This window comes from Streptomyces sp. NPDC045678 (assembly GCF_056432085.1).
This window is the reverse complement of sequence record NZ_JBWKJS010000016.1, coordinates 70,683-96,319: the sequence shown is the minus strand read 5'-3', so window position 1 is coordinate 96,319 and position 25,637 is coordinate 70,683. Positions and strand designations below refer to the sequence as shown.

The following is a 25,637-nucleotide window of genomic DNA, read 5'->3' as shown; positions in this document are numbered from 1 at the left end:
CATGAAGCGCACCCCTTCGGTCGTCCTCGGCCTGTGCTCGTACACCCACGACTCGTCGGCAGCCCTCCTGGTGGACGGCGAACTGATCGGCTTCGTCGAGGAGGAACGCCTCTCCGAGGAGAAGCACACCAAGCTCTACCCGGCTCGCGCCATCGAGTGGCTGCTCGGCCAGGCCAAGCTCACCGCCGCCGACGTGGACGCCGTCGCCTACAACTTCCAGCCCGCCCACTACCTCGCCGAATCGCCCGCCGCCCTGCGCCTGGCGCTCTCCCGGGCGACACGTGACCGGGCCCTGGCCCGAGCCCGCGGGTTCGCCCTGGTGGCCCTGCGCACCCAGCTCCGCCTGCACGTGATCGGCCGGCAGTTCCCCGCCGCCCGTGTCGTGCCGGTCCTGCACCACCGCACCCACCAGCTCACGGCCTTCGCCGCCTCGGGCTGGGACGAAGCCGCCGTGCTCGTGGTCGACAGCCTCGGCGAGCGGCAGACCACCACCATCGCCCACGGGCACACCTCGATCCGCCCGGTCACGCAGACCCTGGAAGCGATCAACGACCCGGCCTCGCTCGGCTACCTGTACGGCGCCGTCACCGAGCACCTGGGCTGGCTGCGGGGCGACGAGGAAGGCACCGTGATGGCGCTGGCCGCCCTCGGCGACCCCGCCCGCTTCCGCCACCTGTTCGCCAACGCCGTCCACACGACCGCGACAGGCTTCCACATCAACCCCGCCTACTTCCCCACGCGCACCCTCACCTCGGGATACGACCGCACGTCGCGCCGGTTCATCGCCGAGACCTGCCCCGAGCGGCACCCCAGCGAGCCCCCGGCCGAGGTCCACCAGGACCTGGCGGCGGCCCTCCAGGAGCGGACCGAGCAGGTCATGGTGCACCTGGCCCGCCGCGCCCGCGCTGTCACCGGCTCCTCGCGTCTGTGCGTGGGGGGCGGTGTCGCCACGAACTGCGTGAGCATCGGCAAGATCATCGAGGCGGGCATTTTCGACGAGGTGTTCGTGCCGCCCGCACCCGGTGACGCCGGTACCGCGATCGGCGCTGCCCTCGCCGTGCACGTCGACGTCCGCAGCCCGCGCCCGCTCGCCGGCATCGCCCGCACCTGCTACCTCGGTCCGTCCTACGAGGACCAGGCCCTCGACCTCACCCCCTGGCCCGGCCTCCACCAGAAGACCCTCGGCATCGAACCCGCAGAGTTCCTCGCCGACCAACTCGCCCACGGCACCATCGTCGGCCTGTTCCAGGGGGCCGTCGAAGCCGGGCCGCGCGCCCTGGGCAACCGCTCGATCCTCGCCTCCCCGCTGGAGCCCGGCGTCGTCGAGCGGCTCAACGCCACCGTGAAGTTCCGCGAACCGTTCCGGCCCTTCGCCCCCATGGTCCTGGCCGAGCGCGCCGACGAGTTCTTCACCCTCGGCCAGCAGGCGCCGTACATGTCCATGGCCTCCGGGGGGTGACGGACAAGACGCGCGAGCGCGTGCCAGCCATCGTGCACGCCAACGGCACCTCCCGCCTGCAGACCGTCACCAAGGCACAGAACCCGTTCATGCACGCCGTCCTGACCGCCTTCGGCCACCGGGCCGGGGTGCCCGTGCTGATCAACACGTCCCTCAACGTAAAGGGCAAGCCGATCTGCGGGACACCGGAGATGGCCCTGGACTGCCTGGCCAGCTCCCGGCTCGACGCCCTGTTCCTCGAAGGGCGGTGGATCACCAAGTGAGGATCGGATACAGCTTCTGGGGCTTCCTCGGCAACGGGGTCACCGACACCCCGGACGGGGGCCGCAGCCACCGCCGCCCCTTCATCGATGTTCTCATCGCCCGCGGTCACGACATCGTCTTCCTGCAGGCTGACCGCGACCGCCTCGAAGCCGGCGACGACCTCGGCGGCGCGTACACCTTCGACGACGGCCTTCCGGAACTCGACGCTCTGTTCCTGGAGTGGCGCTGGGCGATCACCGGCCGCAACACCACCGTGTGCGGGAGCGAGGGGCACAACTGCGACCTGCACCGCCAGGCCCAGCTCATCAACCACTACACCGTGCGGCACAGGGTGCCCACCGTGATCTGGGACAAGGACCGCACCCTGCGGGCCGAGAGCGTGTGGCGCCGCACGGCGCACACTCATGTCTGCGAGGCCGCCCTCGCACCGACCCAAGGCGCGCGCTCGTTGCTCTTCCCCGTCGCCGAGGGCCTCCTCGCTCAGGTGGACCCCGTGGCCCTCGCGGCACAGCGGCGGGACCTCGCGCTCGGCTACGTGGGCAATCAGTACGACCGCGACGAGTCCTTCGACCGCTTCTTCGCCCCGGCCGCCGCCGACGTCGAGCACCTGGTCGCCGGGAAGTGGACGAAGGCCGACCGCTGGCCGCACGTCCGCTTCGTGGGCCGGATTCCGTTCGAGGCCACCGCCGGCATCTACGGCCGGTCGCTGGCGACGGTGCTGATGCTGCCCGAGCGGTACGCCGCCGTCGGGCAGATGACCCAGCGTATCTTCGAGGCCGTGCTCGCAGGGTGCCTGCCGCTGGCCCCGGCGGACATCCGCTTCGCCGACCGGTTCGTCCCGCAGGAGCTGGTTGTGCGCTCCGGCAGAGACGTGATCGAACGTCTCTCCTACCTCCGCGAGATCGTCGGCACCCGGCAGCACGCCGACCTGATCGCCGCGTGCGTGGACCGCCTGCGTCTGTTCGGCCTGAGCAAGCAGGTCGACACCCTGGAATCCGTCCTGCACGGGCTCGTCCGGGCCACTGCGCCCGAGCAGGGAGTGGTCTGATGCAGACCACTCGGCAGGCCATAGCGCCTGGATCATCCGCACGTGTCCGGGAGGATGGCCCTGCCGGAAACCCGAACCTCTTTACGCTGGAGCACCATGAAGAAGGTCGCCATCGTCGGCTGCGGAGGCAGCGGCAAATCCCACGTGGCCCGCGAACTGGGCACGATCCTCGACGCCCCGGTCACGCACCTGGACGCCGCGTTCTACGACGACGAGTGGAACGCGCTGCCCATGGACAAGTTCACCGAGCTGCAACGCGAGCTGGTCTCGCAGCCGCGGTGGGTGATCGACGGCAACTACAACTCGACGCTGCAGGTGCGGCTCGAAGCTTGCGACACGGTGGTCCTGATGGACGTGTCGACCGTGGCGGCGCTCTATGGGATCTTCTCCCGGCAGATCCGGCACGGCGCGGGGCACAAGGGAAACGGGGTGCACAACCGCATCCACTGGGGCGTGATCAAATACGTCGCCACTTACCGGCGCAAGATGCGGCCCCGCGTGATGGCGAAGATCGAGGAGTTCGGCGACGGAGCAGAGGTGGTGCTGCTGGCCAACCGGCGCCAGACGCGCCGCTGGCTGCAGAGGGTAGCCGCCGAGCAGTCCTGAACGGCCCGCGCCCCCGGACAGGGGGTGCGGCATGAACGAGCCCAACCCGTTCCTGGACCCCGCCCGGCAGCAAGAGCTGTACGGGCGCGCCTCGCGGCTGGCCGGGCGGACGAGCGCCCTGATGCGTGCGAAGACCTCCGGCCACCCCGTGCCCGAGACGATCGTCAGCCTGGTGCAAACCCACCACGCCCAGCCGGATCGGCTCGGCGTAGTGCTCGACATCGGCTGCGGTCGCGGCACGAGCAGCCTTGTCATCGCCGAGCAGCTCCGGCCGCAGCGCGTCGTCAGCCTGGACGCCGCCCCCTCCCTGCTCGCCCAGGCCCGCGAGCGCACCAAGGAGCTGCCCGACACCACGGTGGACTTCGTCAAAGGCGACTTCCACGACCTCCCGCTGCCCGCCGGATCGTGCGACGTCGCCGTCGCCGCGTTCTGCCTCTACCACTCGCCGCAGCCCAAGGACGTCATCGCGCAGATCGCCAGGGTCCTCGCCCCCGGGGGCCTGGCCATGCTCGTCGCCAAGGGCCTCGACAGCTACCGAGAGATGGACCAGCTCATCGCCTTCTCCGGCCTCGACGCGCAGGCCGACAAGCACGAAAGCCTCTACACCGCCGCGCACAGCGACAACCTCGCCGACCTGGCCGCCTCCTCGCTCGACGTGATCGCCGTCCTGGACGAGGAGCACACCTTCACCTTCGACGGCCACGACCACACGGCGCAGTACCTGGCCACGAACCCCAAGTACGACCTCGCGCCCGGCCTATACGGCAACCCCGGGGCCCTGGCCGCGACCTTGCACGAATTCCTTCCGGACCAGCCGCTCACCACCAGATCCCTCATCACCTTCGTCGTCGCCCAGCCGAACGAAGGGCGACAGCCATGACCCTCCCGCCGTTCACCAAGCACTACGCGACACCGGAGCGCGCGGCGGGGGCGGTGCGCCACTACCGATGGATCAACGAACATGCGAAGCCGCTGCGGCAGCCGGCCCTCCACACCATCGGACCGGCCAGCCTGACGTTCGAACGGATCGAGGGCCGCTCCGTACGCCCCGTGGACCTCCCGCGCATGGCGGAACTGCTGGGCCACGCCCATGGCGCCGCCTGGGCCAGCGACCTGCAGTCCGTATCGCTGGGCACCCCGCACCGCTTCCAGGACGGCACGACGTTCGACGACTACCTCGGCCCCCGGGAGATCGCGCTCCGGCGACGCCACGAGCAGGGTTACCTGCCGAACCAGGTGGCCTTGTACGTGCTGCTCGGCCTGCTGGAAGAGACCGCCCAGGGGCCGTTCGCCTTCTACAAGGACAGCAACCCCCGGAATTTCATCATCACCAGCACCGGGGACATCGTCACTGTCGACACCGACGACCTGTCCATCGCCCCGATGGGATACGACCTCGCCAAGCTCATCGCGACGCTCCACCTGACGTACGGACCGCTAACGGACCAAGCCGTCAACGCCGCCCTGCTCGCGTACAACGCAGCGGCCGGAAGCTACGGCGCCCGGCTCGGCACCACGGACCGCGAACGGCTCGACGACTTCCTGGCCCTGCACGCCGTCCTGACCGCCCCGTACGTCGGGCACAACGGCTACCGCTACAGCTGGCCGCTCCGCTCCCATCTCCGAGGAACCTCATGATCACCACCGAACTCGTCTTCGTACGGCACGGCCAGGCCCAGTGCAACGCCGCCGGCCTCGTCGGGGGCCCGAACACCTGCACCGGACTGACCAACCTCGGGTACGCCCAGGCCGAACAGGCCGCGCGCCGCCTGGCTACCGAACACCTGAAGAAGCCCTTCGACATGGTCTACGCGGGCCCGCGGATTCGCCTCGTCCAGACCGGCGAGATCATCGCCCAGACGCTCCAGATTCCGCTGCGCTTTGACGACCGTCTCGACGGCCCAATCCACGGCGATGCCGACGGCAAACCTTGGGATGCGGTGAAGACAGCCGCTAACGGCGGCCCTCATGCGCATCCTGACACTCCCTGGGCCGCTGGCTCCGACACCTGGAACGGGTATCTGAAGCGCGCCAGCAAGAACCTGAGTCAGCTCATCGAGGAGAACGAGGGGAAGCGCGTCGTATTCGCCGCCCACGGAGAGACGGTGATCACCGCGCATACCCTGCTCCTAGGCATCCCGATCGGCTCGCCGGCAGGCTTCACGCACAACCACGCCTCCATCACCCGCTGGCAGCACCACCGCAACCGCCTGGGCCAGACCCGCTGGATGCTCGATCGGCACAACGACACCGAGCACCTCAGTCTCCTCACGCCGGAGCCGACCCCGTGATCGCGACGTCAAACGATCCCCGGATCCAACTGGCGCGCCGCCTCCTCGGCGCAGTCGAGATCACACCGGACCCTTTGCTCCCTCCCCGGGTCGTGCGCGTGGTGTCCGACGACGGGCATCACTTCGTCGCCAAGCAGCACGCCGAGACCGACCGGTACGCAGACGAACTCCACGCCTACCGGACATGGGGCACTCACCTGACCGGCCACGCACCGAAGTTGGTAGGCCGTGACGACGCCACCCGCACCCTTCTACTGACCGCGCTCGCAGGCGATCGGGCGGACACTGTGGCCCCTGACTCACCCGAAGAGGAACTCGCCCATCACGAGGCCGGCCACGTCCTCGGCAAGCTCCACCGGGCCACCTCCATGCCCCGGGGCGGCGCCGTCGGTGCAGCGCTCGCCGAGCGCCTCCAGAGCTGGATCGACCGGGCCGTTCACGCCGACCTGATCGACACGGTCGAGTGGAACTTGCTGAAACACCACGCGGCTATCCTGGGCAACAGCCTCATGGACGGCGCCGTCTGCCACCTCGACTACCAGCCGCGCAACTGGCTTCTCGGAGACGACTTCGGTGTCTGCGACTTCGAGCACATGCGACGCGACGCCCGCGTCCGCGACTTCGTGCGCCTCGAGTTCCGACGCTGGCAAGCCGCACCCCACCTCCGAACGGCATTCCTCGACGGATACGGGCGTCCGCTGACCGACGCCGAACGTCGCCTCCTGGAGTCCTTCGGCGCCATTGAGGCAGCCACCGCCCTGGTCAAGGGCCACAAGGAGAACGACCTCACTCTGAGCGCGCACGGCCGAACCGTCCTGTCCCGCCTCACCTGACCCCTTCCCCTTCGACCACGCCTCTCTGGAGATTCCCGTGCCGCAGCACGAGCAGCCCCCGACCCCCGGTGCCCCCCGCCGGGCCGTGGTGACCGGCTCCGCCGGATTCATCGGTTCCCACCTCGCGCACGTCCTCGTCCAGGCCGGCACCACCGTGATCGGCGTCGACCGTCGCGACCCGTCCACCGACCCCACGGCCGCCGCGAACCTCGCCGCCCTGCGGGGCCTTCCGGGATACCACCACGTCACCGCCGACCTCCTCCACTGCGCAATCGACCCTCTCCTGATCGACGCGGACACGGTCTTCCACCTCGCCGGAGTTCCCGGCGTACGGCCTTCCTGGGGTCCGCAGTTCGGCGACTACCTCGCGTCCAACGTGCTGGCCACCCACCGGTTGCTCGAAGCCTGCACCCGCATCGGCGTTCCGCGGCTGATCGTCGCCTCCTCGTCCAGCGTCTACGGGCCGACCGACGGCGGCGCGAGCGTCGAAGCCGACCGTCCGCAGCCGGCGTCACCGTACGCGGTGACCAAACTGGCCGAGGAACAGCTCTGCCTCGCCTACGCCGAGCGCCCCAGCGGTCCCAGCGTCGTCGCCCTGCGGTACTTCACCGTCTATGGCCCCCGCCAGCGCGCCGACATGTTCACCCATCGCGCCCTGCAGGCGGCACTGACCGCACAACCGCTGCGACTGTACGGAGACGGCCACCAGCGACGCGACTTCACCTACATCGACGACGTGGTCGCCGCCACGATCGCCGCTGCTATCGTGCCGACCGCGCAGGGCGCGATCAACGTGGGCGGCGGGTCGAACGCGTCGCTGTTGGAAGTGATCAACATCGCGACCAGCCTCATCGGCCGCGACATCCAGATCCAGCAGGACCACGCGCGCAGCGGCGACGTCCTCCTCACCCGCGCCGACCCCAGCCGTGCCCGAGAAGTCCTCGGCTGGCAGCCGCGAGTGGACCTCCACAACGGGCTGCGCGCTCACATGCAGGCTCTGGCCGCCCAGGTCCCCAACTACAGCCGAGCCGCATAGTTCCGCGCCCCGGAGCCCGAGAGGAGACGCAATGGAAAGTCCCGAGCGTGCACGGCTGGACGCCTTCTTCCGGCAGATCACCGCGCAGTTTCCCGCGAGCGGCGCGATCACGACACTGGTCATCACGCATCTGCTTCCCGAGCGGCCGGCGTTCCTGCGCGCCATGACCGCGGTGTCCACGGTCGGCGCCGTACTGCCCAAGCCCCGGTCGGTCCACCAGCCGACCCTCGACGCCATCCGCCGCACCCTCCCGGTCCACGACCTCACCCGGGAACGATTCACCGACGAGACCCAGGCTCTGGACTACTTGGAGGACACGGCCGGCGGCCGGGACGTCGTCCTGGTGGACATCGGCGGCTACTTCGCGGCGAGCCTTGACACCCTCGTGAGCAAGTTCTCCGGCCGCATCCTCGGCGTCGTCGAGGACACCGAGAACGGACACCAGCGGTACGCGGCGCTCGGCTCCCTGCCGTGCCCGGTGGTGTCCGTGGCCCGCTCCCCACTCAAGGACTGCGAAGACCACCTCGTTGGCCGGTCGATCGTGTTCTCCACCGACGCCCTCGTACGCGCCCGCGGGGACATCCTGACCAGCCGCAATGCCTGCGTCATCGGCTTCGGCAAGATCGGCCGGGCCATCGCCCAGACCCTGCGCGCCCAGGACCTGCGCGTCACCGTGTACGACAGCGATCCGATCAAGCGGGTGCAGGCGCACTCCCTTGGCTTCCGCACCAGCGCGTCCACCACCGAGGCGGTGCGCGACGCGGAACTCGTCCTGTGCGCCACCGGCAATCTCGCCCTGCGACAGGGAGACTTCACCGCATTGCGCAACGGCGCGTACCTCGGATCGGTGACCTCCTCCGAGGACGAACTCGAACTCGGCAGCCTCCACGACCTCTACCAACGCAGCACAGTCGAAGCCCAGTTGACGCGATACGAGGTCACCGGCCACTACTTCTACGTGCTCGCCGACGGCGGTGCCGTCAACTTCGTGCACGGCGCCGCCGTCGGCGCGTACATCCACCTCGTCCAGGCCGAGATACTCGCCGCCACCGCCGCGCTCAGCCACGCTCGCTTCCAGCCCGGACTGCACGAGATGCCGACGGTCGACCGCAGCGCCATCGCCAGAACCTGGCTCCACCACTTCGAAAGGTGACCCCAGTGGCCCCCTCCGTCCACCACATCCGCTCCGTCACCGAGTCATACCTCGCCCGCCATCCGGACGAGCGCGACTCCCTCATCCCGCTGTTCGCCGCGCTCGCCGCCACGGACGCCCCCACGAACCGCAAGACGTACCCCGCCCACGTGACCTGCAGCGCCATCCTCATAGACGGCGACCGGCACGTGCTGCACATCGTGCACAAGGCGTCCGGGAAAGTGCTGGCGCCCGGTGGCCACAACGAACCGGACGACCAGCACCTGCGCGATGCCGCCTTGCGCGAACTGCACGAGGAGGCCGGCATCCCGCCCAGTGCCGTCGTCCCCCTCTCCGGCTACGAGGACGTTCCCCTCGACATCGACGTGCACGCCATCGACGCGAACCCCTCAAAGGACGAGCCGGCCCACCACCACGTGGACTTCCGCTGGGCTTTCCACCTCGGCGCAGAGCACGTTGTGACGCTCCAAGAAGAGGAGGTCGACGGCTACGAATGGCGGCCGTTCACGAGCGCCACTTCAGCCAGCGTCCGCTCCAAGCTCGCTCTGCTGACCTGAAGTCCCACCCCTACCCGACCACCAGGAGGACGCCGTGGCCGCCACCACAGCCCAGCCGACCGGCGCCACACCGCGCCGACACATCGCCGTCATACCGTGCCGCTGGGGTGCTTCGCGCTTCCCCGGCAAACCACTGGCCCGCCTCGGCGACAAGCCGCTGCTCTGGCACGTCCACCAGCGGTGTCTGGAGGCCAAACGCCTCGACGGAGCCGTTGTGGCGACCGACGACGAACGCATCGAAGCGGCGTGCCGCCAACTGGGCATCGACTGCATCCGTACCGGAGAGCACCTCACAGGCACCGATCGCGTCGCGGAGGTCGCCGAGCGCCTGCAGGCCGATGCATACATCAACGTCCAGGGCGACGAGCCGTTCATCTCGCCAACCGCCATCGACGACATCTCCGAGGCCCTGGAGTACCTACCACCGGGCACGCTCACCGTGAACGCGTACACCGAGCTGATTGACGTCGGCGCCGTCCTGGACCACAACGTCGTCAAGGTCGTCGTCGCGGCACAGGCCGAGGCCCTGATGTTCTCGCGCCAGCCGATCCCCTACCCGAAGGGCGACCGACCGAAGTACCTCCGCCAGCTGGGCCTCTATGGCTTCACCGGCCCAGCTCTCCAATGCTTCCGACAGCTCCAGCAGGGGCCCCTGGAACGCGCCGAGGGAGTCGAGATGCTGCGGTTCGTCGAACACGGCCACGCCGTGCGGATGATCCCGGTCCTCGACGACGGTGTCGCGGTGAACACCCCAGAGGATCTGGCGCGAGCCGAGAGGCTCCTCGCCCAGTACGCCGCAGCGTGCCCCGCGCGTGGCTCGGCAGGGTGGTCCGCTGGCTCGTGATGCCAACGTCGGAGGAGAGCCGCTTTCCTCCGGTGGAGCAACTGACCGCCTCACGCCGCTCTCACCTACGTCGCCGACCGAGTCGTGGTGATGGGCAGGGGGGCGTGTCGTGTAGAACGGCACCTTCCACCAACTGATCTGATCAACCAGGCCAGTCTCATGAGGGACCTGTGGCGCCTGCAGCAGGACCGCGGGGAACGGCGAGCTGGACCGGCGCTATGCGATGCACGAGGCAAGGTTCGGGATGGCGGTGTCTGCGCTGGGTGCTCTTCACACCCAAGTCGTGCAGCAGGTACCTGTTTAGTGCCGCAGCGGCGTAGGCGTGTAGGCCGAGATCTGCTCTCGTAGATCGGGGATATCGATGCCTAGATGCTCGGCCGTCTCGGGAAGCCGGACTCCAGGGACCGCGGCCGCCAGGCGGAGTACATCCTCATGCAGTGAACACTCAAGCTGGGTGGCGTCGCGGAGGTGTGCCCGCGCTCGTGCTGCGGCGTCATGGATGAGTGCCTGGAGCTGCTCAGCCTGTGGTGCAGGTGCGGGGGGAGCCGGTCGCGCCGGGAGCCCCGACGCCGGCCCATCGGTCAACTTGGATGTGCACGTGGGCAGTAGGGGTGGTTGGACGCATTCGCGGTACCAGGCCCATGCGTGATGGGCAGGGATGTGGACCTTTCCTCCGGGTGTCGTGCGGGTGGTGGTGACGGGCTGGTCCGTGCTGGTGGCCGGGCGGTGTCGCGGGGGGTCTGCGGGGAGTCCGCGCAGCGTGGCGAAGTCGGCGGGGCAGGCGGTCAGGCGTGCGGTGACGGCGTGGGTGAGGGCGGCGATGTGGCGGCAGGGTGAGGTTCCGCAGTCGCAGCCGAAGGTGATCTCTTCGGGCGCGGGCTGGATGGGCACACCGCCGGTGTGAGCCGGATTAGCGAGGCATTCGGGGAGCTTGCCGGTGCGGATGGCCTGGTGGTGGCCGCAGGCCGGGGAGGCAGATTGCCAGGCCGAGGTCTGGGCGTCGGTGAGGACCGGCACGGTGATCACCGGCTGTGCTGGTGTGGTGTGGTGCCGGTCGGTAGCGGTGGCGCTGACGCAGCCGGGTTCGAGGGTGAGGTGGGTGAGGCCGCCCGCGGACAGGTCATTGTGGCCGGCGAGCCAGAGTGCTTCGTCGTTGACGGCGGCCCGCAGGATGGTCTCCCAGGAGTGGGCCCATGCATTTGGGGTCATCGCTGTGCTCCCAGCGCGATCAGGTCGATGATCTGGTCGTCGGTCAGTTCGGTGAGGGCGGAGTAGCCGTCGGCAAGCACGGCGTCGGCGAGGGCTCGTTTGTGGTTGAGGAGTTCGTCGACGCGGTCTTCCAGGGTGTTCTCTGTGATGAGGGGGTGCACGGTGACGGTGCGCTGCTGGCCCAGGCGGTGGGCGCGGTCGATGGCCTGGTTCTCCTTGGCGGGGTTCCAGGGGCGGTCGAAGAGCACGACGTGGCTGGCTTGGGTGAGGGTGAGGCCGGTGCCGCCGGCTTTGACCGTCATGACCATGAGCTGGCCCGGGCGGGTCTGGAAGGTGTCGATGATGCGCTGGCGTTCGCGGATGGAGGGGATGTCGCCGCTGTAGTAGAGCGGGTCGTGGCCGTGGCCGCGCAGATGCCGTACGAGGAGCTTGGCCATGGACCGGTACCGGGTGAAGATCAGCGTGGACTCGTCGGGGCCGGTCAATGCGGGCAGTAGGTCGTCGAGTGCGCCGATCTTGCCGGACCGGGATGCTGCCCGCTCGGGGTTGTAGTCGTCGTCCAGGGGGTCTTTGAGGTACTGGGCGGGTGAGTTGCAGATCTGCTGCAGTTTATTGAACAACTCCAGCAACAGGCCTTTGCGGTGGACGCCTTGGGCATCGCGGATCGCCTGGAGGGTGTCGTCGGCGGTCTGTTGGTAGAGCTGGATCTGTTCGTCGCTGAGGCTGACGATGCGCGGCCGGATGTCCTTGGGCGGCAGCTCGGTCAGGATGCCCGGGTCGCTCTTGCGGCGGCGCAGCATGAACGCGCTCATGAGACCGGACAGCCGTGTGGTGCGCTCGGTGTCGGCGATGTTGTCCTCGATGGGGCGGGCGAACTGGTCGCGGAAGACGCGCTGGCTGCCGAACAGGCCGGGGTTGAGCCAATCCATGAGGGCCCACGCCTCGGTGAGGTTGTTCTCCACCGGGGTGCCGGTCAGTGCCACCCGGGCGGTGGTCCGGACGCGGCGCAGGGCGCGGGCGGTGGCGGTGCGGTGATTCTTGACCATCTGGGCTTCGTCGGCGACGACCAGGTCGAAGGACAGCAGGTCCAGCAGGTCGACGTCGCGGCGGAACGTCTCGTAGCTGGTGATGACGATCGTGCGGGAGGTCGCGTCTTCGAGGGTGCGGTCGGCTCCCAGGTAGCGCAGGGTCGGCACCGTCGGGGCAAACCGGCGGACTTCCCTCTCCCAGTTGATGACGACGGAGGCCGGGCAAACGATCAGGGTCGGCCCGGTGGCACGGGTGGTGGTCTCCCGGCGATGCAGGTGCAGCGCCAGAGTGGTCAGGGTCTTGCCCAGGCCCATATCGTCGGCGAGCAGCGCGCCGAAGCCCGCGTCGGTGGTGTTCGCCAGCCAGGCCAGCCCCAGATGCTGGTAGTCGCGCAGTGTGGCCTGCAAGGCTCCCGGCGCGGCGACGGGGGTGGTGCGGGAGCCGGTGCGCAGGAAGTCCACGAGGTTGGCAAGCGCGGCCGCTGGCTCGCAGGGCATGTTCTGCCCGTCGACGTCGATATGCCCGGTCAAGGAGGCGCGCAGGGCCTGGTCCGAGGAGAGTGGGCCGATGCGGCGGTCGGTGGCACGCCGGGCGGTGTCCTTGTCGACCATCACCCACTGGCCCCGGACCTTGGCCAGTGGCCGTGGCGCCTGGGCGAGGTCGTCCATCTCCTGGTCGGAGAGGTCGGCGTCGCCGAGCGACATCTGCCATCTGCCGTCCAGCACGTCGTCGAGGGAGAACCTCGGCCGGGGCACGGCTGTGGACCCGTCGGGCCGTCCTCCGATCACTGCTCGGGTGCGCAGCAGGTCGGTCCACTGATGGTGCCAGTGCACGCTCAGGCCGGCCCGTTCCAGTTGATCCCGCGTGGTGCCCAGTAGCAGGACGGCCTCGCTGACGAGCAGCGTGAACCGGTCGGGCACGGGGCAGTCGAGGAGCCGCCCGGCCGGCTCCCACACCTCGGCGATACGTCGCAGCCGTCGGCGGATGTGCCCCATCACTGCCTCGTCGTCGGTTACTTGCGTAACCCGCTGGAATAGCTGCTGCTTGCGGCTCTCCGCGGTGGGCTGGGCGACCAGGAGTTCGGCCCACAGCAGTTCCGTGTCGTTGGGGCTGCCCTTCTTGGGGGCCTGGACGGACAGCTTCAGGTCCACGGCCGGTGTATCGGCGCGATCGTCCTCAGCGCGGTCGGCCCACTGGCGCAGAGCAAAACTGGTCTGCTGCTGCGGGATGGGGGTGGTAAACGGGGCATGCCCCAGGACCGCTGAGGTACCGGGGCCGCGCAGCATTCCCTCGGCGACCGCGTCGAGTCCGGCGCGGACCGCGACGCGCGGCGCCCACAGGAGGTAGGGCCGGGTGTCCGTGGCTGCCCCGCAGTGCGCGGGAGGCACCATGGCCTGGCGCAGATGCCGTGCGCGCTGGCGCTCGTGTTCGTTGAGCGGACCCAGGCGCCACACGTCGGCGCCGTTGCTGTCCAGGGTGGGATACACCCGGCCGTCGGCCACCACGCCCAGCCCGAGATGGATCATCTGATGCCACAGTTGAACGGACGGGGCGACCTTGTCGCCGTCACAGGTCCGGGCCATGGCGTTGGCCATGAGCCGCACGGGTAGCTGCCAGCATTCCACCGGTCGGGGGCCGACCGCAGCGCCCTGGCCGGGCAGGATGAGGTCGGCCGTGCAGCCTCTGATCGGTTTGTGGCAGGTGGCTTGCAACGGAAGCCCGTCGGCCTGGTAGAGCAGGAAGCGGCCGGTGCCGTCCTGCACATCGATGGTGATGTCCACGCCTTGCTGCAGCAGGTTGACGAGTGCGTCCTCGGCGGCTGCCGCCTCATCGCGATCCGCCAGGGGCCCGGCCGGATTTCGGTGCGCGCCTACGGCTACCGCACCGGCAGCTGCTGCAGCCGCCGGGGCGGCAGCTGTGGGAGCCTTCTCGTCTTGGCCCTGCCCCTTTACGGGTGTGGCCAGCAATTCGACCATAGCCTCAGCGGCTTGGCGTTGCGCTTCGCGCTTATTGGGCCCATGGCCGACGGCCTCCAGCCACTCCGAGTGTGCCTTGCAGGTGATCCGTGCGACGAATCCGGCGGCATCCTTCTCAGGGTCCTCGATGCGCAACTCGTTGATCTTGCCGTTCTGTTTGAGCTCGTTCAAAAGCATCAGCGGGTTTTTGCCGCCGAGCTCCGGCACTGGGATGCGGCCCAGGCGCAGTCCTCGGCCTGCCTTCATGGCCCGCTGGACGGTGAGCAGCAGTTGACGCGCGGCCAACAGGCGGGTGCTGGAGCGGCCTAGCCCCCGCTCGGTGGCGGTGAGCAGCTCACCGCGGTGTTCGCACGCGGCGACGGACACGAACAGCGGCTCCAGTCCTGTGATGCCGGGCGTGCCCTTGAAGACGAGCTCGCTGATCGCACCGGATTCGGCTAGGGCCTTCAGTTGCTCCCGTGGATCATCCTCCTGCGCGCGGTCGCTGCTCGTTGCCGGGAGCGGTCGGGCGCCCTCGAGGGGCAGCGGTGCTTGCACCGGCAGGCCGGCCAGCTGGGCCAGGAGCCGGTGTGCGGCTGTTCCGCGCGCCTGGCGTTTGTTGTTGCGCCATGGTCCGAGCTCGCTGATCTCCTGTCCGTCGATCGTGCAGGAGGCGCGCATGCGAAAGAGCGGTGGACCGGGCTCGCTCTTGCGTACCTCTTCTGTATAGGACGGCGTTGCCGCGTGGCGCAGTGACTGATGCAGGGTCAGCACAGCCACTGCGACGCTGGGGTCACCAGCCGCGGCCAGGGCCGCCTCGCGGGCGGGCAGCCACGCTGCCGCGCGGGCGGTGAACAGAACAGCGTGCAGGTCGCGTGGGATCAGTTCGCCTGCGTTGATCCGCAAGACGATCTCGGTCACTTCCGCCGGCGCGATCCGGGGGCGTTCCAGAGCCCGTTGAAGGCGGTCGGGGAAGGATGCATCCCGTGCCTGGGCTGGCGGCGAGGCCGATGAGAAGCGGCCGGCGGGTACCCACCCGGCCAGGTTGCTTTCCTGCTCGACGGGCTCGGTCCCGCAGAGGTGCCCGAGCAAGCTCACGGCAGCGCACTGGTGGGCGGCCTTGCGACTGGGACGCGTCACCACGGCGCCGTGGGTGCTCGAACCGGGCTCCCGCCACCCGGCCTGAGCGCTGAACAACATCGGGTTCGCACTGGGTACTTCGCGGATGACGAAGGCCGACGCGGCGCCGATGTCCTGGCAGTGCGTATGCAACACGGAAGTGGCCAGCTCGGGGCGTGCCGAGACGATCGCCCATGCGCCGGAGACAGCCGCCTGGGCGGAGGGGAGCGAGGCGGCCCTCATCAACAGCAGACGCAGATCTTTGATGCCCAGGCGTCCCGATCCCCCGCGTGCGGCGGCCTCCGCGGCGAGCTCATGAGGCAAGTGGCGGTTCGCCCACGCTGCCTCCAAGAGCCGGGAGAAAACATGCGGATCCACCGACTCCAGAGCAACACGGGATCCGGACGCGGGACGTGGCACACGGACGGTGGAATCCGGCGATACAGAGGCCATCGCAACCTTCACGGCTAAAACGTAGAAATAGGGATATAGCTAGCAAATCAGCAACTTGGTAGTCGGGGCTCCGCGAACACGACCTGCCAAGGTCGGCGACAGGGCGCCGTGGTCCAGGGATCTTGCGCGCGACGGCCCGTCAGGAGAACCCGAACGCGGCCACGGTGACCGACTCTTTCGGGGGACAAGAGAACGGGGCCGGATGGTTCACCTGCCAGGAGGATGGGCGCACGCCGCCTCCCCGCCCATGCCCTTGTTCCAGCAGGAGGTCAGAACGTGCGGGAGGGCCGCAGACGTCGCGGATCCCGCCCGCTCACATGCTCAGCCACTCGATCTCGCAGGACAGTTCCTCGTGCGTCTCCAGGCCCTTGCTGGCGCTGGCGCGGCTCTTGTGGAACGCGACTGCCCGCCCGCTCTTGCTGGTGCAGTTCTCGCCTGAGGCCGCGCCGCACTGACCGCAATCCAGGGTCAGCGGCAGTTGTTCGAGCTGGCTCTTGAAGACCGCGAGTTTCGCGTACCGGTGGTCCGGGCATGCGAAACCTCCCTCCGGAGCCGTACAGACGCCCTCTTCGTCCACAGGGTGACCGCACCGCTCGTCGGCGCGAGGATCGTGGTGAGCACACCGCTGACTTCCCGCTCGACGTTCGAACGGGCAGCGCAGTCCGCGGGAGTAGCGCACCCAGCGGGAATCCTTAAGTTCCTCGTCCAGCGTCACAGTGCACCGGTCCGGGAAGGGATCAGGGGCATCGGCGGGCAGCGGCCACTCGTGCTCGACGCAGCGCTCCCTGGGCGCGCGAACGAACGCCCCGCAGGGGCCCCAGGCCGGGTAGCTGGAGCAGGGCGCCGTGCGTGACGATGCCCAGTTGCACACCGGCTGGAGAACGGCGGCGAACTTGTCCCGCAGCTGACGGGCTTCGGGAGTTGGCACGTGCTGCAGCAGCCGGAGCGCTTCCTCCACCTCCTGGGCGGAGATCTCAACGCGCCGGGCAGCTCCGTTACGCCGACGTGCGATCACACGTGCCGACTTGGGAGGAGTGGGGGTGGTACTCGCCATGGAGGGGATTTGTACCGCAACGTGGCGATGCCGATGTGACGTACACGCCGACACCGCCCACGCTGCAAAGAATCAGCGCCGAAGCGCTGCACGCACAGCGTAGCCAAAATCCGCCTGAAAGTAGCGCAAGGCAGGGGCGCCGAGCTAACGGGCAGTCAGCCCTAGCATGGCCGGCTCTGCTGACACCGCGTCGTGAAAGACCTCGTGTTGATCCCGGAATACTGCCCGTTCCACTAGTCGAAAACGCCTGCGGGCCCATGGCCTGACTGCTGGAACAGGCCTACCTGCTCGCCCTGACCCGAACGCTCCAGCCCATCCCGGTCAGGAGGTGCCCGCCGTCGACGACTCGGCCTTCGGCATCCAATGACGGAGGTCTCGTTGCGGCGGATTGTCGTGCGGATCAACATCTGGAGTCTGAGCGCCCTCGACCTCACCATCCCCCCTCTCGACGTGACTCCGGGCGACGTGCGCTCAGCCACTACGCGCTACAGGCCCTGTACGAGACGGTCCAGGAGCAAGCCGGGTCGACCAGCAGTGGTGGCGGGTGAAGGACCGGCTGACTCAGGCACGTGCCGCCCCCACCCGCGTCGCGCTGGCCGATGCCGACGACGACCGGCTGTCCGCCTACCTGGCCGCCCTCCACGTCGACCGCGCCTACGCCGTCTGGCAGACGCAGATCAAGACGCAGCTCGGCTCCTGACCCTGACCGGCGATTCTGCCGATTGCCTACCCGTCCGTATCCGCCCGGTCCGGGGTGCCAGGCACGACGGTCCGCCCAGATGGCGCATGGAGCGTGACCCGGGTCCGGGGTACGCGTTGAACGCGCCGTGTCGCAGACTGCATCCAGTTTCAGCAAGGTCAGTACTTCCCCCGCCGGTGAGCCACCGCCGCCGCCATTTCTCTTGACCTCCACGCAAGGGGAAGCCGCACGCGCATTGTTGAGCTACGTGGCCTCATTGCCCCTGCCCGGGCCCGACGCTCAGTTGCTCGCTGCGGTGGTGGCCATTCGCGCTGCACGGGGCGGTTCGGCAAACCTCACCGGGCAAGATCTGTCCGCCTTGAAGCTGGGTGATCCGCATGGAGCGGTTGACACCCTGCGCGGCCTGGGCTGGCAGATGGACGACGAGCTCTTCGAAGGTGATCCGTCGACGCCGATCCGGGTCACCGTTCCGGCTCTGGCTCGGGAAAACCATCACCCTCTTCCCTTCGGAAAACAGACGCGCTCACGGGTGTCCGGATGGACCACACGGGCCTTGTCCGCAAAGCCAGTCAAGAAGTTGCCTCCCGCCGCGCGGCTGGCCAGCTTGTTCCTCGCTGCCCACAGCACCTCCAAACTCCTCGGACAGATCCCGCCGGACCTTCCCGCAGCCTGCCGAGCCTCCCTGCCAGACCTCCTGCAGAAGGGCTTCCTGGCCGAGTTGTCCGAGGACCGCTTCCTTCTCGCCCCCGTGGTTCAGCACCTGTCGGGACATCGCCACCCCACTGCGGAGGAACGGTCCACAAAGACCACAACTCCCGAGCCGCAGTTCGATGCTGCTGCCTGGGAGCACTGGAAAAACACGGCCACCCCTGCCCTGCGACGCCACGCCGAGGCAGTCGAGCTCTGCGCAGTGTGCGCCCTACCCGTGGAGCGAGTCGCGGAAGCCTTCACCAGCGCCGCCCACTCCCAGTTCTTCTCCCCGGCCGTCAAGACTGCCTACGGCGAGTGGAAAGACGCACACCTTGATCGCGGTCCACAGGCCGCCGAGTTCACCGTGGCCTTTCGGACCGAGCACGGACACGGCCCCTCGTACGCCCAGTTGTGCACGGGCCTGGGCTGGGGACTGAAAGGGCCGCTGCGTGGGTTTGTCGTAAAGCGTCTCCTAGCGAATGAGTGGCTGACGGACACCGGCACGGTGCCGTGGACACTCCGCCCGGGACAGGCTGCTCAAGCCCAGGGAATCGTGCTGCCCAAGGCACGGAGCGCGGCCGTCGCCGCACATGCTGGGGCGTAGTCCGGCAATCCATCAGTCGCTCGCGATTCCGCGTGGCATGATCTGTCGGCGTAAATATCGGTGCGACGACCGGTGTGTCTGCGGCGTCTGCGCCGGGCATCTCAGCTTGCTGAGGTGTCCCGGCTCAAGTCTGAGCATGTTCGGGGCTGTGTGCTAGCTCAGGGACGCGAATGTTGCCGCTGCGACCGCGGATCCGAGGACCGTGCCGACGATCACCTGGGCAGGTGTGTGGTCCCTCAGCTCGATCCGCGACCATCCGACGAGGGCCACGAGCGCGTAGCCGAGGAGGGCCCAGAGGCCGTAAGTCTGGGCAAGCATGGCGACGGCGCCCGCGGAGACGGCTTGGTGCACGGAGATCTTCCAGGCGAGCGTGATGAGTGCAAGTGCTGCCAGCGTGACCATCATGCTCGCGATGAGCGCGATGAGGATGCAGGGCGCCCCGAGACCCGCCATGAGGGCGAAGCAGGTCAGGACGGATGTCAAGATGACCGCCATGACCAGGAGGCGGGCTCGCTTGGCGCCGACGTTGCGGTCGCTCCATCGTCCCTTCTTGATGCCGTGGTCGATGAAGAGGATCGGGATGACGGCGGCAAAGAGCACTCCGATGAGGCTCCATGCCATTCCGGCCCACCCGTCGGTGTGCCACCCGATCAGCAGGCACACCACAACTATCCACGTTTTCGGGTGCAGGCGGTCGCTGATCGTCCGTGCAAGCGCCTGTTCACGGCTGGCGGTGCCGAAGATTTCCGTGGTGCTCATGGTGCTGATGGCTCCAAGTCGTCCTGTGTGCCCGCTCGGGCGGCTTCAGCCGTTGCGAAGGCGGCCACGGCCGAAGATCGGTCGTAGGCGGCGCTGACCCGGCGCAGCCAACGGAGCTCCGCGTCGGGGTCCTTTCCAACTCCGCCGAGTTCCGGGTGATCTCCTGCACATGGGCGGGACACCGCGGCGATCTCGGCGGCTGCTCTGAGCCAGCCGGCTTCAGCGATGGCGGCCTGGCACTCGCCTTTGGCTCCAGTGCTCGCCGCCATTGCCTCTGCTCTGGCTTGCATGTCAGCCGGCACGTACTCGCGCAGGGCGAGTGAGGCGTCGGCGATCTCAATGAGGCAGCGGTTCAGGCGCAGGCCCCAGCGCCCCTCGGCAATCTCGGTCTCCAAAACGACGGACGGGACTGCGGCGGTAAGACCGCACCAGAGGGGGTCGAGGGCGGCCAGCGCCCGGCGCTGGCCGGTCGTTTTCACCACCGGGGAGAGGGGCGGCAGGCAGCTGCCGACAGTGATGGTGATGATGGCCGCCACTTTCAGGACCGTGGAGGTGTGGGCGGCGCTGTGTGCCTGGGCTGCCGTCGGCTGACCGCTGGCCATGCTCCAGAGGTAGGCAGTGCGCTGTAGTGCGTACAGAAGGCCGATGGCGCAGCCGACACCTAGCAGGCCGTGGCCAGCGCGGACCCACCGGTCAGGGGTGTGGCGTGCGGCCTGGATGAACAGCCAGGCCGCTACGGCCATCGCGATGCCGATGTAGAGCGTGAAGACGCCCAGGTGCAGCAAGGCCCAGTTGGAGTTGCGCTGGTCGACGAGGAACCCTTCGGGGGCACGGCGGTCATGCGGCGCGAGCAGGAAGGTGACGGTCAGGAGGAAAAGGGCCGCAGCCCGGACCGCCCAGCGGGGGCGTGGCAGGAGGCCCTGGGGGCGGACCACCGCAATGACGAAGTCGAGGACAGCCGCTGCCGAAACGACACCGAGAAGGTGCTTCAGCAGGTAGGCAGTGCTGGGGGCGCCGGTCAGCGTGTCGGTCCATCGCTCGACGGGCACCACCTCGAACGTCATCGCGGCGGCCAGACTCACGAAGGCGACTTCGAGAGCACGCTGCTTACGCGAGTGGCTGAGAGAGGGGGGAGCCGCCACAAGGCCACCGTCCACAGCAGGATTGCTACGAGAAGCTGGTGCGTCATCAACGACGGTTCTCCCGTGGATATTTGAGCGCGTCATCGGCTCTCGCGACCAGGCTGTGCCACGAGCTGGACGTGTCGGCGGGCATGTTGTCGATGACCTCGTCGAGAACGGAAGCGGCGAGTTCAGCGTCGTGCTCTCGCTCAGCGCCCGCGAGTTCGGTGGGGAAGGAGTGTTCTCGTCGAACAGCTCGTGGTGCTGGAGGGTGTCGGCAGGCGCCCTCGATCGCGCCGGTGGCGATCGGCCAGCCCGCGACCAGGGCGATGTCGTAGCGGAGCTGGTCGATGTGGTCGGTCAGACAGCGATGGCAGGTGTTGACGGCTTCTCTGCCCGCTTTGTGCGCTCCCATTGGCAGTAGACATACGCCGGGCCGTCACTGGAGCGGTCCTTCCCGCTGCTGCTGTTCGTCTTCGCCCCGGCCCCGTGCCGCGCGGCCCCGGACACGAGGGAGGTCGCCTTCCACGACCGTGCCCGGCCGAACTGGTGGGTCACCGTGGCGACGATGACCCTACCCCGGTTCACCTGCGACGGGGCCGGCCGCCCGGTGCGGCGGGTCCTTGGCCACGGTGAGGGCCGGCGGGTGCTGACCACAGTGCCCAGGCCGCGGTGAGCAGCTCCTTACCGATGACAGCTCATGCGAGAACAGTGATGGTGAGGGTCTTCGGCAACTCTCCGGAGATGCTGATGCCGGCCTCGGCAGCCCAGGGATGCTGCGGCGGCGGGCTGTGCCCCCCCCCATGCCAGGGGCCACCCCGAGGGGCGTACCACGGCTCGAGGGATCTGTCGGGCGAGTTGTTCAGCCCTCACCCCAATCCAGTCGCTGGGCCAGTAGCGCCGAGAACTCGGTGACTCTCCCCTCCCTGCTCACCGATCGGCGTCAGTGAGATGTCACCGTTGCGACTTCGAGCTCAACTCCAGCGCAACCGTGATCCATGTCATATGCACGCGCCGGTCTCAAGGTGAAGTTTGCCTCTATCTGCCCGCAAGGTGACGTCTGGTCCAGACCGCAGCTTCCGGATACCTTCACATTCCGATCTGGATCTTCATTGAATTCTCAGAATGTGGTGGGACATGGAATGGCTGAGGTGCCGTTGGGGAGCGGCGCGGGGGGTGACAGCCGCGGCGTTGCTCGCACTGGCCGGGGTTACCTGCCAGGCAATGATGAGTCCGGCCTCGGCGGCAGGCGCCAGCGATGAGCGGGTGGAGGGTGCGGAGAATGCCTCACATGACCCGGCCGATGCCGCGCACCGCGGCAAGGCGTTCTGGGAAGACGATGGGCTTCCTGCCGAGTCCGAGGAGCAGAAGGCATCCCGCGCTGCTGTGTCCTCGGGTGAGCGTGCCGAGGTCAAGTCGCTGACGACGGCGACCAGCCAGATGTTCGCCAACCCGGACGGCACGTTCACGGTGGAGGCATCGGCGGAGCCTGAGCGCATTCGCAAGAGCGGCAAGTGGGTGCCCATTGACACCTCACTGGTGCAACGGCAGGACGGTTCGCTCGCGCCGCGAGCAGCTGAAGACATCGAGCTGTCCGGGGGCGGCAAGGACGAGCCACTGGCTCGCATCGCCGTCAATGGCAAGGAGTTTGCTGTCTCTTCACCGTGGAACCTGCCGGAGCCTACAGTTCAGGGTTCGACTGCGGTGTACGCATCTGTACTGCCGGACGTGGACCTCGCTGTGACGGCGAGTTCCGATGGCTTCACTTATCACCTGGTGTTGCACTCCCGCAAGGCGGCGGCCAATGCGGAACTGAAGTCCGTGAAATTCCCCGTGACGACAAAGGGCCTCTCCTCGCGAGCCACTTCGGAGGGCTCGGCCGCTTTCGTCGATGCCGGCGGCCGTCCCGTGGTCAACAGCGGCGCGGCACTGATGTGGGACTCGACTGCGCCGGCGCCCTCGCCAACTGCCAAGGCGGCGCGGTCCAGCGCGGTCAACCCCTTGGCTGATGCGCTGAGTGCTGGTGCGGGTTCCCGGACTGAGGTCATGGGCGTGACGATCGCGGACGACGCTCTCACGGTCGTTCCTGATCAGCAGTTCCTGACGGATGAGAAGCGTGTCTTCCCTGTTGTCCTGGACCCGCCGGCGGTCAAGGCGACTCTGACCAGTTGGACCACCGTGTGGTCGGATTCTCCGGGCACGAGCTTCTGGAAGACCTCGCACGCGCTGGGTGTTGGCTACGACGCCTATGTGGACAACAAGAAGGCACGCTCGCTGTTCCAGTTCGACACGCGCAAGGTAGCCGGAAAGAAGATCCTCAACGCCACGTTCACGGCGTACGAGATCTGGTCGGCGAATTGCGACAAGCGTGATGTCGAGCTGTGGCGTACGGGGCAGATCTATAGCACGACCACCTGGACGAAGCAGCCTTCGTGGAAGTCTGAGGTGGACACTGTATCCGCCGCTAAGGGATTCTCGTCTTCGTGTCGGGACGGGGACGTCGAGTTTGATGCCACACGTGCTGTTGCGTACACGGCCAAGGCGAAGGCCACACTGACCACGCTCGGGCTGCGGGCCAGCGAATCGGACCCGATCGCGTGGAAGCAGTTCATGTCGCCGACCGACAAAGACGCGACATCGACGAAGAAGCCGCGCCTGTCCATCACCTATGTGTCGGTGCCGAACGCCAAGCCTTCCTCGGTCAAGATGTCCGATCCCAAGGTGTCGTGCTCGGCGTCGAGTAGCCCCGCGCTGATCCGTGATGTGACACCGCGGCTGACGGCCACGCCGACATCGGCGGACAAGTCGAATGCGACGTTGCGGCCCAACTTCGAGTTGTACAGGGGCAGCAGTTCGACAGCAGCCGAACTCAAGCCCTCGACGTGGACGGCCAGTGGCACGGCCGGAACCGTAGTGACTTCCTCCCTGGCCGAGAACACGACCTATCGTTTCCGGGCCCGCACGGAGTACAAGTACACCTACGGCGGCAAGACCGACTCTCTCTACGGCCCTTGGTCCAGCAGTTGCTACTTCCGGGCTGATACGCATGGACCGGCCGCCCCAACGGTCACCTCGAGCACCTACACGGAGTGCGTGGGTGATACCTGCGAAGGTGACGCGCAGGACGGCAGCGTCGGTATGACGGGAACGTTCAGGATTACAGGGGCCAGCGATGTGCGGCGCTACGACTGGTGGCTGAACGGAGTCAAGGCAGGCAGCAAGACCTACGCCGTCAACATGCCCGTCACCACCATCGACGTGACGCCGGACAAGCGGCTCACCAACACTCTTCGCGTGCAGAGCTTCGACGCGGCAGGGAACGCCGGGAACACCACGGACTACTTGTTCAACGTCGCGAAGGCGGCCGATCCGGTCGGTGTGTGGAAGTTCGATGAGAACAGCGGCACCACTGCCGCCAACTCCGCTGCCGGCGGCAACGCCCTGCAGTTGAGCAAGGAGGCGTGGACGCCCAAGGCCCGCAGCGGCGGAGGCTTCAAGGCCAATGGCACCGCAGCTGCCGCCACCCCGGGCCCGGTGCTCGACACGACGAAGAGCTTCGCGGTCTCGGCATGGGCCAAGCTCGATACGAGGTCCCAGACAGCCACGGTCCTCAACCAGAACGGCACCAAGGTCGGCGCCTTCCAGCTGTACTACTCCAGCGCGTACGACCGGTGGGTCTTCAACCGCTACGACCAGGACTCGGACTCAGAGTCGACGGTCATCCACCGCGCCAAGTCCTCCAAGCCCGGGGTGGTGGGCGCCTGGACCCATCTGCTGGCTGTACAGGATCTGCAGAAGAAGGAATTGCGTCTGTACGTCAACGGCCACTTGGAAGGAACGACCAGCTTCACGAACGCCTGGGCGGGCAAGGGTCCCTTCGAGGTCGGGCAGTTCACGAGCGCCACGGGCTCCTCCAGCCCCTTCACCGGCGACATCGACCAGGTGCAGGCCTACAACCGCGTGGTCTTTCCTGATGAGCTCTGGTCGCTGGAAAACATCGAGAACCCGGACACGGGCCATCCGCAGGCAGAACTTTTGGCCAACTGGGCCCTGGACGAGACGACCGGTACCACCGGCGCCGACAGCTCAGGCCGCGGCAACCAGCTCAGTCTGAAACCGGGGGCTGCCTTCTCCGCCACCGACGATCCGGCCCATGGCAACGTCGTGGAACTGGACACGGTTCAGGAGGGACACACCACGGCGGGAGTCGAACTGGACAACTCCGGCAGCTTCACGGTCGCAGGCTGGGTGAACCTGGCCGCACAGTCCAAGCTTGAGGACACCAGCGTGGCGCACTCGCCGACGCTGTTCGCCCACCCCGGAGCCAAGCGCAACGCGTTTCGCCTGTGGTACCGGCAAGAGGCCGGCCAGAGCGTAGGCGACTGGAACTTCGGGCTCTTCGGTACGGACGCACTCGGCGGCCCCGCGTACGCGATGGCATCGGACGAAGTGAACCCGCCGGACGGCTGGGTCCATGTGGCCGGTGTCTACGACTCGGCCAGCCAGTCGGCCAAGCTCTACGTCACCGGCGAGCGTCAGGGTGATGAGGAGGGCGTCCTGGTCGAGGACACCTTCCAGCCGGCCGGACCGCTGATGATGGGGCGCGCCCGACGCCACGACACCGGTGAGTTCGGCAACCTCCTGCCCGGCCAGTTCGATGACCTGCGTGTGTATGCGGGTGTGCTGTCCGAGGCCGAGATCACCCAATTGGCCACCGTTGACGAGCCTCCGGTGCCGATCGAGTAACGGGCGGGTTCTTCGTCCCACCTTTCATGAAACCCCGCGGGGGTGCCGGGCAGCGGTCCGGCACCCCCGACTTCCAGATGCGGAGAATTCCCGTGGCCAGGCACCTC

The 25,637-nt window shown here is 68.0% G+C and carries 21 protein-coding genes; 15 read left to right on the top strand and 6 right to left on the bottom strand.

Annotated features, from left to right (window positions below; translation table 11 throughout):
• Position 1 precedes the first annotated feature (1 nt).
• The 12 genes from AC07DO_RS38955 to AC07DO_RS38900 all read left to right on the top strand — a co-directional run bounded on the left by AC07DO_RS38955 (position 2) and on the right by AC07DO_RS38900 (position 10,091).
• Positions 2–1,459, top strand: a complete 1,458-nt coding sequence (locus AC07DO_RS38955) for a carbamoyltransferase family protein (protein WP_479067108.1) — start codon at positions 2–4, stop codon at positions 1,457–1,459.
• Positions 1,456–1,722, top strand: a complete 267-nt coding sequence (locus AC07DO_RS38950) for a carbamoyltransferase C-terminal domain-containing protein (RefSeq protein WP_479067107.1) — start codon at positions 1,456–1,458, stop codon at positions 1,720–1,722. Before AC07DO_RS38955 ends, AC07DO_RS38950 begins: the two co-directional genes overlap by 4 nt.
• Positions 1,719–2,771 (top strand): glycosyltransferase family protein, encoded by a 1,053-nt coding sequence (locus AC07DO_RS38945; RefSeq protein ID WP_479067105.1) that lies wholly within the window; start codon positions 1,719–1,721, stop codon positions 2,769–2,771. Before AC07DO_RS38950 ends, AC07DO_RS38945 begins: the two co-directional genes overlap by 4 nt.
• Before the next feature lie 96 nt (positions 2,772–2,867).
• The gene (locus AC07DO_RS38940; RefSeq protein WP_479067104.1) at positions 2,868–3,377 is read left to right on the top strand and encodes a P-loop NTPase family protein; all 510 of its coding nucleotides are present in this window, start codon (positions 2,868–2,870) and stop codon (positions 3,375–3,377) included.
• Between the two features lie 31 nt (positions 3,378–3,408).
• Positions 3,409–4,257: a class I SAM-dependent methyltransferase gene (locus tag AC07DO_RS38935; protein ID WP_479067102.1), complete on the top strand. Its 849-nt coding sequence runs from the start codon at positions 3,409–3,411 to the stop codon at positions 4,255–4,257.
• Positions 4,254–5,015, top strand: coding sequence for a phosphotransferase (locus AC07DO_RS38930; protein ID WP_479067100.1), 762 nt, complete (start codon positions 4,254–4,256; stop codon positions 5,013–5,015). The genes AC07DO_RS38935 and AC07DO_RS38930 overlap by 4 nt, the downstream gene beginning before the upstream one ends.
• Positions 5,012–5,668: a histidine phosphatase family protein gene (locus tag AC07DO_RS38925; RefSeq protein ID WP_479067098.1), complete on the top strand. Its 657-nt coding sequence runs from the start codon at positions 5,012–5,014 to the stop codon at positions 5,666–5,668. The genes AC07DO_RS38930 and AC07DO_RS38925 overlap by 4 nt, the downstream gene beginning before the upstream one ends.
• The gene (locus tag AC07DO_RS38920) at positions 5,665–6,501 is read left to right on the top strand and encodes an aminoglycoside phosphotransferase/kinase family protein (RefSeq protein ID WP_479067096.1); all 837 of its coding nucleotides are present in this window, start codon (positions 5,665–5,667) and stop codon (positions 6,499–6,501) included. The genes AC07DO_RS38925 and AC07DO_RS38920 overlap by 4 nt, the downstream gene beginning before the upstream one ends.
• Positions 6,502–6,538: 37 nt before the next feature.
• Positions 6,539–7,537, top strand: coding sequence for an NAD-dependent epimerase/dehydratase family protein (locus AC07DO_RS38915; RefSeq protein ID WP_479067094.1), 999 nt, complete (start codon positions 6,539–6,541; stop codon positions 7,535–7,537).
• A 31-nt stretch (positions 7,538–7,568) separates the two neighbouring features.
• A complete protein-coding gene (locus tag AC07DO_RS38910) occupies positions 7,569–8,690 on the top strand; it encodes an adenosylhomocysteinase (protein ID WP_479067092.1) in 1,122 nt (373 codons plus the stop codon).
• 5 nt (positions 8,691–8,695) lie between these two features.
• Entirely contained in the window at positions 8,696–9,247 is a 552-nt protein-coding gene (locus AC07DO_RS38905) for an NUDIX hydrolase (protein WP_479067090.1), read from the top strand.
• Positions 9,248–9,281: 34 nt separating this feature from the next.
• Positions 9,282–10,091 (top strand): 3-deoxy-manno-octulosonate cytidylyltransferase, encoded by an 810-nt coding sequence (locus tag AC07DO_RS38900; protein ID WP_479067088.1) that lies wholly within the window; start codon positions 9,282–9,284, stop codon positions 10,089–10,091.
• Positions 10,092–10,391: 300 nt separating this feature from the next.
• On the opposite strand, the gene AC07DO_RS38895 is transcribed toward AC07DO_RS38900, so the two are convergent.
• From AC07DO_RS38895 to AC07DO_RS38885, 3 genes are all read right to left on the bottom strand, one after another.
• Positions 10,392–11,300, bottom strand: coding sequence for a hypothetical protein (locus tag AC07DO_RS38895; RefSeq protein ID WP_479067087.1), 909 nt, complete (start codon positions 11,298–11,300; stop codon positions 10,392–10,394).
• Positions 11,297–15,868, bottom strand: a complete 4,572-nt coding sequence (locus tag AC07DO_RS38890) for an SNF2-related protein (protein ID WP_479067085.1) — start codon at positions 15,866–15,868, stop codon at positions 11,297–11,299. Before AC07DO_RS38890 ends, AC07DO_RS38895 begins: the two co-directional genes overlap by 4 nt.
• A 301-nt stretch (positions 15,869–16,169) precedes the next feature.
• Positions 16,170–16,433, bottom strand: a complete 264-nt coding sequence (locus AC07DO_RS38885; protein WP_479067083.1) for a zinc finger domain-containing protein — start codon at positions 16,431–16,433, stop codon at positions 16,170–16,172.
• A 1,021-nt stretch (positions 16,434–17,454) separates the two neighbouring features.
• Here AC07DO_RS38885 and AC07DO_RS38880 point away from each other — a divergent pair.
• Positions 17,455–17,610 (top strand): hypothetical protein, encoded by a 156-nt coding sequence (locus AC07DO_RS38880; protein WP_479067081.1) that lies wholly within the window; start codon positions 17,455–17,457, stop codon positions 17,608–17,610.
• A gap of 127 nt (positions 17,611–17,737) precedes the next feature.
• Positions 17,738–18,904 carry a hypothetical protein gene (locus AC07DO_RS38875; protein WP_479067079.1) on the top strand — a complete coding sequence of 389 codons (1,167 nt, stop codon included), beginning with the start codon at positions 17,738–17,740 and terminating at the stop codon, positions 18,902–18,904.
• Positions 18,905–19,057: 153 nt separating this feature from the next.
• On the opposite strand, the gene AC07DO_RS38870 is transcribed toward AC07DO_RS38875, so the two are convergent.
• From AC07DO_RS38870 to AC07DO_RS38860, 3 genes are read right to left on the bottom strand one after another with little or no spacing between them, the layout of a single operon-like run.
• Positions 19,058–19,663 (bottom strand): phosphatase PAP2 family protein, encoded by a 606-nt coding sequence (locus AC07DO_RS38870; protein ID WP_479067077.1) that lies wholly within the window; start codon positions 19,661–19,663, stop codon positions 19,058–19,060.
• Positions 19,660–20,889, bottom strand: coding sequence for an MAB_1171c family putative transporter (locus AC07DO_RS38865; protein ID WP_479067075.1), 1,230 nt, complete (start codon positions 20,887–20,889; stop codon positions 19,660–19,662). The genes AC07DO_RS38870 and AC07DO_RS38865 overlap by 4 nt, the downstream gene beginning before the upstream one ends.
• Complete coding sequence (locus AC07DO_RS38860) at positions 20,852–21,199, bottom strand: hypothetical protein (protein ID WP_479067152.1); 348 nt, start codon at positions 21,197–21,199, stop codon at positions 20,852–20,854. Before AC07DO_RS38860 ends, AC07DO_RS38865 begins: the two co-directional genes overlap by 38 nt.
• A 761-nt stretch (positions 21,200–21,960) precedes the next feature.
• Between AC07DO_RS38860 and AC07DO_RS38855 the strand changes: the two genes are divergently transcribed.
• The gene (locus AC07DO_RS38855; protein ID WP_479067073.1) at positions 21,961–25,530 is read left to right on the top strand and encodes a LamG-like jellyroll fold domain-containing protein; all 3,570 of its coding nucleotides are present in this window, start codon (positions 21,961–21,963) and stop codon (positions 25,528–25,530) included.
• Positions 25,531–25,637 lie beyond the last annotated feature (107 nt).